Here is a 6,622-nt window from a genome sequence, read left to right on the forward strand (position 1 = left end):
GTGTTGGAGCGCTATGAGGTGCTGCGCACCCGGCTGGTCAGCCGCGATACCCGCCTGTGGCAGGAGATTGATCCGCCCGAAAGTCTGCAGAACGTGTTTGAGGATTGGTCACAAGAGGGGCAGCCATTGGAGGCGTTGCAAGAACGGGTTGCCCGGCTGCTCGCCGCCGCCTATGATCTGAGTACTGATCACCCCTGTCGCTCGCTGGTGCTCAAGCTCTCGCCAACCGTTCATGTGTGGTGTCTGGCCACCCATCACAGTGTGGGGGACAATTGGTCGCTCAGTCATGTGCTGCCCCGATTTTGCCGCGCTGTATCAGGCCGCCAAAGAGGGACGACCAGCTACCTTGCCCCCCTTACCGCTACACTATGCAGACTATGCCGCCTGGCAGCGGTCCGAGGCGATGGCGCCGGTATTGGCTGAAGAGCTGCAGTGGTGGCAACAGACCCTGTCTGGCATACCACAAGCGTTGGACTTGCCGTTTGATCGGCCGCGGCCGCACGCGCAGCTTTGCCGGACGCCGGATTATCACACCGGGACTGGACCCGGACCAGTGGCGGCAAGTGGAGGCGTTTGCCGCCCGTCATGAGCCACGCCATTTATGGTGTTTGTGGCAGCGCTTTCCAGCTTCCTTGCCGGGTCTGTGGTAATCAGGACATTGTTCTGGGCACGCCGCATGTGATGAAGCCCGATGCGGCCTTGTGGCCCGAGTTTGGCTACTTTGGTAATACATTAGCCCTGCGCCTGCCGGTTGATGGGCAAGAGAGTTTTGAGAGTTGGTGACACAGCCCGTACCTGTGCAGGATGCCTTCGCCATCAGTATGTTCCGTTTGAACAGGTTGTTTCCGCTTTGGAGGACACAGCTGCCACATCACCCCGGTGTTTCAGGTGCTGTTGGTGATGCATGCGTTTCGCGATGAAGGAGCAGTGCTGCTGGACGGGGTTGAGGCGGAGTACCTTGAGGGCTCACATCCGCCGATCTCGAAATATGATCTGACGGTGGATATCAACCCCTGCACCTCAGGTGTGATCCTCTCCATGGAGTATGCCACAGATGTCTTTGACGAGGATACAGTCCATCGCCTCGGGGCCATGCTGCAGCGGTTCTTCTTTGCGTTGCAAACACCTGACACACCCGTTGCGTTGCTTCAGCTTTTGGATGGGGCAGAGCGTGAGCAGCTGCTGCACGGCTTTAACGACACACACGTGAGTTACCCAGAGATCAAACGGTTGTGGAGTTGTTTGAAGCGCAAGCCCGCCTACGGCCTGACGCTGTTGCGGTGGTGGATGGGGAACACCAGCTGAGTATGGCGAATTGGATGCGGCCTCCAACCGTCTGGCCCGTATCTGATCCAAGGGGTGGGATTAGAGCAGGTAGTCGGCGTGTGTCTGGAACGCTCCGTGAGCTGATCATCACCTTGCTGGCCATCTGGAAGGCGGCGGCGCCTACTGCCGCTGGATCCAGACTATCCGCCAGAGCGCCTCGCTTTCATGCTGGAGACGCTGGGGTGAGGGTGGTTCTCACCCACCGTAATATGAGGGAAGCTGCTGCCCTGAATGCGAAAGCAGGCGAGATACGTCTGGTTGTTCTGGATGATATCGATATTCGACAATCGTTAACGGCGTTCAGCGGCACAGCACTAGCGCAAGATGACACAGAGAGTTCACTGAGACCCCGTTCCTTGCCTATGTGATCTATACCTCTGGTTCCACTGGCACCCCAAAAGGGGTGATGATCAGCATAAAGGGCTTAGTAACCGCCTGGCATGGATGCAGGAGGTGCTGCCTTTGGGCCTGAGGATGTCCTGTTACAAAAGACACCTTACACCTTTGATGTATCAGTCTGGGAGTGTTCTGGTGGGCCTGCCATGGTGCACAAGTGGTGATGCTCCCCCCAGGGGGGCACCGGGACATTGATTTGGTGTGGCAGGCAATGCGTTTGCACAAGGTGAGTGTCTTGTATTTTGTACCCAGCATGTTTGCTAGTTATTTGGATGATTTGAAGGTTGGCAAAGATCGTGAGAGCCTTGCTACGCTGCGGGCGGTGGTGACTAGTGGCGAAGCGCTGCCACTTTCTTTTGTAAGGAGTTTTTATGAATTTTAGTTCAAGAGCAATGCTCCACCGCACTGGTCAACCTTTACGGTCCCACCGAGACCACCATTGATGTGACGGCGTATCAGACCACAGGCACTGAGGAAGTGGTGCCCATTGGTTTTCCTATGTCTAATACGCAGGCCTATGTGTGGACGCAAGGGTCCAGCCTGTCCCGATTGGAGTTTCTGGTGAACTGTTGATGGCGGGGTTCAGGTGAGCCGCGGCTATTAAGGCGTTCCGGGTTAACTGCGGAGAAGTTCATTGCCGATCCGTTTTCCGGCCAGCAAGCGGGCGCGCGCTGTTCGCACCGGGGATCTGGCCCGCTGGCGATCTGATGGCACGCTGGAATTCCTTGGCCGTATGGATACTCAGGTCAAAATCCGCGGCATGCGGGTAGAGCTGGGGGAGATAGAAGCGGTATTGCAAGCTCAAGAAGGGATTTCGTCAAGCGGTTGTCGTCGCTACCTGCTCAGAGGCTTCACAGGCAGCCCAAACACAGCTGGTGGCCTATGTGGTGCCCAGTACTTTACAAGATAGGGAAGATCCTTCTTCGTCACCAACACCAGACGTACAGGAAAGGGGAGCGAATGCACCGGCCTCTGTCCAGCTGCAATTGGATGGCTTGATTGATCTGGTAGCCTTGCGTACGTCTCTCAAACGAAGCCTTCCCGATTATATGGTGCCAAGCCAGTTTGTCGGGTTGTCCTGTCTGCCACTTATGCTGTCAGGCAAAGTCGACCGCAAGGCCTTGCCGGATGTGAGTGGAGAGGTGGTGCAAAGCCGGTTTATAGCGCCAGCCAACGCGACAGAACAACTGGTTGCCTCAATCTTCAGTGAGCTGCTTGGGGTGGAGCAGGTGGGACGAGAGGATAACTTCTTCGCCCTTGGCGGCCACTCGCTTCGGGCTGTTCAGCTGGTGACACGGCTACAGGCGGCAACCGGTAAGGCGGTCACAGTACGTGATGTGTTTGAAGCGCCCACGGTTATTGATCTGTCTGCCTATCTCGATCACACCCTGTTGGCCACAGAGCAGGTGTTTTGGTACAAGCGGACCGGTCTCAGCCGCTGCCACTGTCGTTCCAACAGGAACGCCTGTGGTTTTTGGACCCGACTGGATTCGCGGGCCGGTGCCGCCCTACCACATTGAAGGGGCATTTCTTCTAAACGGCAGATTGGAGCTGGAAGCTTTGGATCAGGCGCTTTGCACCTTGGTCTGCCGTCATGAAGCGTTGCGAACGGTCTTTGAGGCGGGTGAGAAACGATCTGCCCTATCAAGTGATCAAGAGGTTCGGGAAACTGGCATCTTGGTGCTGGAGGATGGCCATGATGTCAGCGGAGCGTGTACTGGCCTCTCTGTTCGAGATTACTGGCGCCGTCCTTTTGATCTGGCGGCAGGTCCTTTGTTCCGGGTGACCCTCATCCGTGTCGCCTCCCCACACATGTGTTGGTGGTGGGCGGCCATCACAGTGTGGTGGATGGTTGGTCTTTGGGCGCGAACTCTCTGCGCTTTACCGAGAAGCGATGACAGGGGAGGTGGCCCTTTTGCGCTCCCTTACGGTACAATACCCCGACTATGCCGGAGTGGCAACGGCAGGTTTTAAGTCAGGGGCGATTGGAGAAGGAGCTCTCGTGGTGGCGTGAAGAGCTGTCTGGAGTACGGAAGCCATCACACTGCCTTTTGACCATCCGCGGCCAAAGACCATGGACTATCAAGGGAGCGTGGTAACATTTACTGTGCCAGAAGAGCTGAACTCGAAGCTCAAGCAAATGGGACAGTCCCATTCCGCTACCTTGTTCATGGTGCTGGAAACAGTGTTTGCAGTGTTGCTGGCCCGCCTTGGGGCGGGCAGGGATGTGGTGGTGGCCATCCAGAGGCCGGACGTTCCGGCCTGAGCTCGAAGGCTTGATCGGGTTCTTTGTTAACACCTTGACGCTGCGCAACCGTGTGGACTTAACCAGTTCCTTTGAAGAGCATCTGCAGCGGACACGGGAAGTGGTGTTTATCTGCCTTTGCTCATGCCCAAATTCCGTTTGAAGCGGTGGTACAGGCTCTGGAACCAGTGCGTTCCATGCAGCATGCGCCGGTGGCACAGGTGGCTTTTATTTTACAAAATACTCCTGAGGTGGAGTTTGAACCCCATTTAGGAGAAGTCGAGATCTCTGGTTTTACGCAGGCCCCGCCCCCGGCAGCAAAGTTTGAACTGGCCTTTGAGTGTGTGGAAACCGATGGTGGTCTTGAGGGCAATGTATTTTATGCCACACAAGTGTTTGACCAGCAACGGTGGAGCGTATTGCTGCTCAATACTGCCGATTACTACAGCAGGTCGTGCAGGCCCACAAGCTTGTCTTTATGATCACTCGCTTTTGGGTGAGGATGAGTTTGAGCATCTTCTGCACGGCTTTAACGACACACACGTGAGTTACCCAGAGGATCAAACGGTTGTGGAGTTGTTCGAAGCGCAAGCCCGCCTACGGCCTGACGCTGTTGCGGTGTGGTGGATGGGAACACCAGCTGAGCTATGGCGATTGGAGCGGCCCTCCACCGTCTGGCCCGGTATCTGATCTGTCAAGGGGTGGGACCGGAACAGGTGTGGGGGTGTGTCTGGAACGCTCCGCCCAGCTGATCATCACCTTGCTGGCCATTTGGAAAGCAGGCGGCGCCTACCTGCCGCTGGATCCAGACTATCCGCCAGAGCGCCTCGCCTTTATGCTGAAAGATGCAGGGTAAGGGTAGTCTTCACACAATGTAGCGTGATGAAGGTTAGTGCCCTGGGTGAGAAAGCAGGTGGGGGACATCTGGTCGTTCTGGATGATGTCGATGTTAGGCAAGAGTTATTGGCGTTCAACGGTAAAACGCCTACGCTGGATGGCCAACTCAACGCAAGTAGCTTCAGCTCTTTTGCCTATGTGATCTACACTTCCGGTTCCACTGGCACCCCAAAAGGGGTGATGGTCTGTCATAAAGGGCTTAGTAACCGCTTGGCATGGATGCAAGAAATGGTGCCGTTGGGGCCTGAGGATGTGCTTTTACAAAAGACACCTTACACCTTGATGTCTCGGTCTGGGAGCTGTTCTGGGGAGTAACCTGCGGTGCGCGGGTGGTAATATTGGCGCCAAATGCTCACCGGCAGGTTGACCTAGTATGTCAGGCCATAGTGGACAACGGAGTGAGTGTAATTCACTTCGTGCCAAGCCTGTTTGAGCCCTACGTGGCGTCTTTAGAAGCCGGAGAGGAGCTTGAGAGCCTAACCTCATTACAGACGATATTTACAAGCGGAGAGGCCCTCAGTGCAACGTGCGTGAGACGGTTCCATGCGGTCGTTGCTAAAGCGGGGAAAGAGGCCGAGCTGATCAACCTATATGGGCCAACAGAGGCTACCATTTGAGGTTTTATGTTATCCAACAACTGGCAGCGAAACGGTGATCCCTATTGGTGCTCCTGTAGCCAACACGCAGGCTTATGTGGTGGACCCATGGGGCAGCCGGTCCCGATCGGAGTTTCTGGCGAACTGCTGATTGGCGGGGTTCAGGTGAGCCGCGGCTACCTAAGGCGTTCCGGTTTAACTGCTGAGAAGATTCATCGCAGATCCGTTTTCCGGCAAAGCGGGGGCGCGGCTGTATCGCACCGGGGATCTGGCCCGCTGGCGATCTGATGGCACGCTGGAATTCCTTGGCCGTATGATACTCAGGTCAAAATCCGCGGCATGCGGTGGAGCTGGGGGAGATTGAGGCGGCGCTGCAAGCGCAAGCGGGCATTGTTCAGGCTGTTGTTGTGGCACGCAGTTTTGAAGGGACCTCAAGAGAGGATGTTTCTCTCGTGGCCTATGTGGTGCCGCAAGGTAGGACGGAAGATCTGGTGGCCTGTGCGCTTGACCATTCGGTTGAGAGTGATGGAGAGACGGACCATCAGGCCATGTAATTTGAGACTGGAGAGCGTGCTGGATGCGGCGCAGGTGCGCTCGGGTCTGGCCTCTACTCTTGCCCGGCCATATGATACCTTCCCAGTTTGTCGGGTTGTCGTGCCTGCCACTCACGCCGTCAGGAAAAGTGGACCGCAAAGGCCTGCCGGATGTAGCAGGAACAACCGTGCAAGTGGGCTTTGTGGCGCCGCGAACCCAGCATGAAGAGCTGATCTGCCAATCATGCGCGATGTGGTTGCCCATGATCGCCGTTCTCTGGAGCGGGTGGGACTTGATGATAACTTCTTCGAGATCGGGGGCCATTCTATTTTTGCCGCCCAGTTGGCGCTGCGGCTGGAAAAAGCCCTTGGTATGCACGTGCCGGTGCGCCTTGTGTTTGAAAGCCCCAGTGCCCGCCAGCTGGCTACACGGCTTGAGGAGCGTTTTGACAAGCCGTTGCCAGCTGTGGAGCCGGTGGATCGCAAGGCGCCCATTCCGCCTCGTTCGAGCAAGAGCGCATGTGGCTGGCCAATGCCCGCTTTGAAGGGGCAGCCGGTCTACAATGAGGGCCTGCCGTTGATCTGCGCGGGGCTGTGGACACACAGGCCCTTCGTCAGGCGGTACAGGG

13 protein-coding genes and 2 pseudogenes are annotated in these 6,622 nt (G+C 56.6%); all 15 read left to right on the forward strand.

Features of this window, described 5'->3' with window-relative positions:
* Positions 1-423, forward strand: a 423-nt coding sequence (locus P6574_RS21680) for a condensation domain-containing protein (RefSeq protein WP_310622424.1), incomplete at its 5' end; no start/stop codon positions are given.
* Positions 347-589: a hypothetical protein gene (locus P6574_RS22220; protein WP_405048169.1), complete on the forward strand. Its 243-nt coding sequence runs from the start codon at positions 347-349 to the stop codon at positions 587-589. The genes P6574_RS21680 and P6574_RS22220, both read left to right, overlap by 77 nt.
* Complete coding sequence (locus P6574_RS21685) at positions 586-783, forward strand: hypothetical protein (protein ID WP_310622425.1); 198 nt, start codon at positions 586-588, stop codon at positions 781-783. The genes P6574_RS22220 and P6574_RS21685 overlap by 4 nt, the downstream gene beginning before the upstream one ends.
* A 117-nt stretch (positions 784-900) precedes the next feature.
* Entirely contained in the window at positions 901-1,305 is a 405-nt protein-coding gene (locus P6574_RS21690; RefSeq protein ID WP_310622426.1) for a hypothetical protein, read from the forward strand.
* Between the two features lie 2 nt (positions 1,306-1,307).
* Complete coding sequence (locus tag P6574_RS21695; RefSeq protein ID WP_310622427.1) at positions 1,308-1,694, forward strand: acyl-CoA synthetase family protein; 387 nt, start codon at positions 1,308-1,310, stop codon at positions 1,692-1,694.
* A gap of 38 nt (positions 1,695-1,732) precedes the next feature.
* Positions 1,733-2,104 (forward strand): annotated as a pseudogene (locus tag P6574_RS21700) (AMP-binding protein).
* A gap of 252 nt (positions 2,105-2,356) precedes the next feature.
* Positions 2,357-2,632 (forward strand): hypothetical protein, encoded by a 276-nt coding sequence (locus P6574_RS21705; RefSeq protein WP_310622428.1) that lies wholly within the window; start codon positions 2,357-2,359, stop codon positions 2,630-2,632.
* Positions 2,610-3,242 (forward strand): phosphopantetheine-binding protein, encoded by a 633-nt coding sequence (locus P6574_RS21710; RefSeq protein ID WP_310622429.1) that lies wholly within the window; start codon positions 2,610-2,612, stop codon positions 3,240-3,242. The genes P6574_RS21705 and P6574_RS21710 overlap by 23 nt, the downstream gene beginning before the upstream one ends.
* Entirely contained in the window at positions 3,190-3,696 is a 507-nt protein-coding gene (locus P6574_RS21715; protein ID WP_310622430.1) for a condensation domain-containing protein, read from the forward strand. The genes P6574_RS21710 and P6574_RS21715 overlap by 53 nt, the downstream gene beginning before the upstream one ends.
* A gap of 70 nt (positions 3,697-3,766) precedes the next feature.
* Complete coding sequence (locus P6574_RS21720) at positions 3,767-3,988, forward strand: condensation domain-containing protein (RefSeq protein ID WP_310622436.1); 222 nt, start codon at positions 3,767-3,769, stop codon at positions 3,986-3,988.
* A 71-nt stretch (positions 3,989-4,059) separates the two neighbouring features.
* Positions 4,060-4,449: a condensation domain-containing protein gene (locus P6574_RS21725; protein ID WP_310622431.1), complete on the forward strand. Its 390-nt coding sequence runs from the start codon at positions 4,060-4,062 to the stop codon at positions 4,447-4,449.
* 242 nt (positions 4,450-4,691) lie between these two features.
* Positions 4,692-5,481, forward strand: a pseudogene (locus P6574_RS22225) (AMP-binding protein).
* 87 nt (positions 5,482-5,568) lie between these two features.
* The gene (locus tag P6574_RS21740; RefSeq protein WP_310622433.1) at positions 5,569-5,748 is read left to right on the forward strand and encodes an AMP-binding protein; all 180 of its coding nucleotides are present in this window, start codon (positions 5,569-5,571) and stop codon (positions 5,746-5,748) included.
* Positions 5,749-5,804: 56 nt separating this feature from the next.
* Entirely contained in the window at positions 5,805-6,014 is a 210-nt protein-coding gene (locus P6574_RS21745; protein ID WP_310622434.1) for a hypothetical protein, read from the forward strand.
* Positions 6,015-6,237: 223 nt separating this feature from the next.
* Positions 6,238-6,622, forward strand: a 385-nt coding sequence (locus P6574_RS21750; RefSeq protein ID WP_310622435.1) for a phosphopantetheine-binding protein, incomplete at its 3' end; no start/stop codon positions are given.

The sequence above is a fragment of the Pseudovibrio sp. M1P-2-3 genome, assembly GCF_031501865.1.
GTDB lineage: Bacteria > Pseudomonadota > Alphaproteobacteria > Rhizobiales > Stappiaceae > Pseudovibrio > Pseudovibrio corallicola.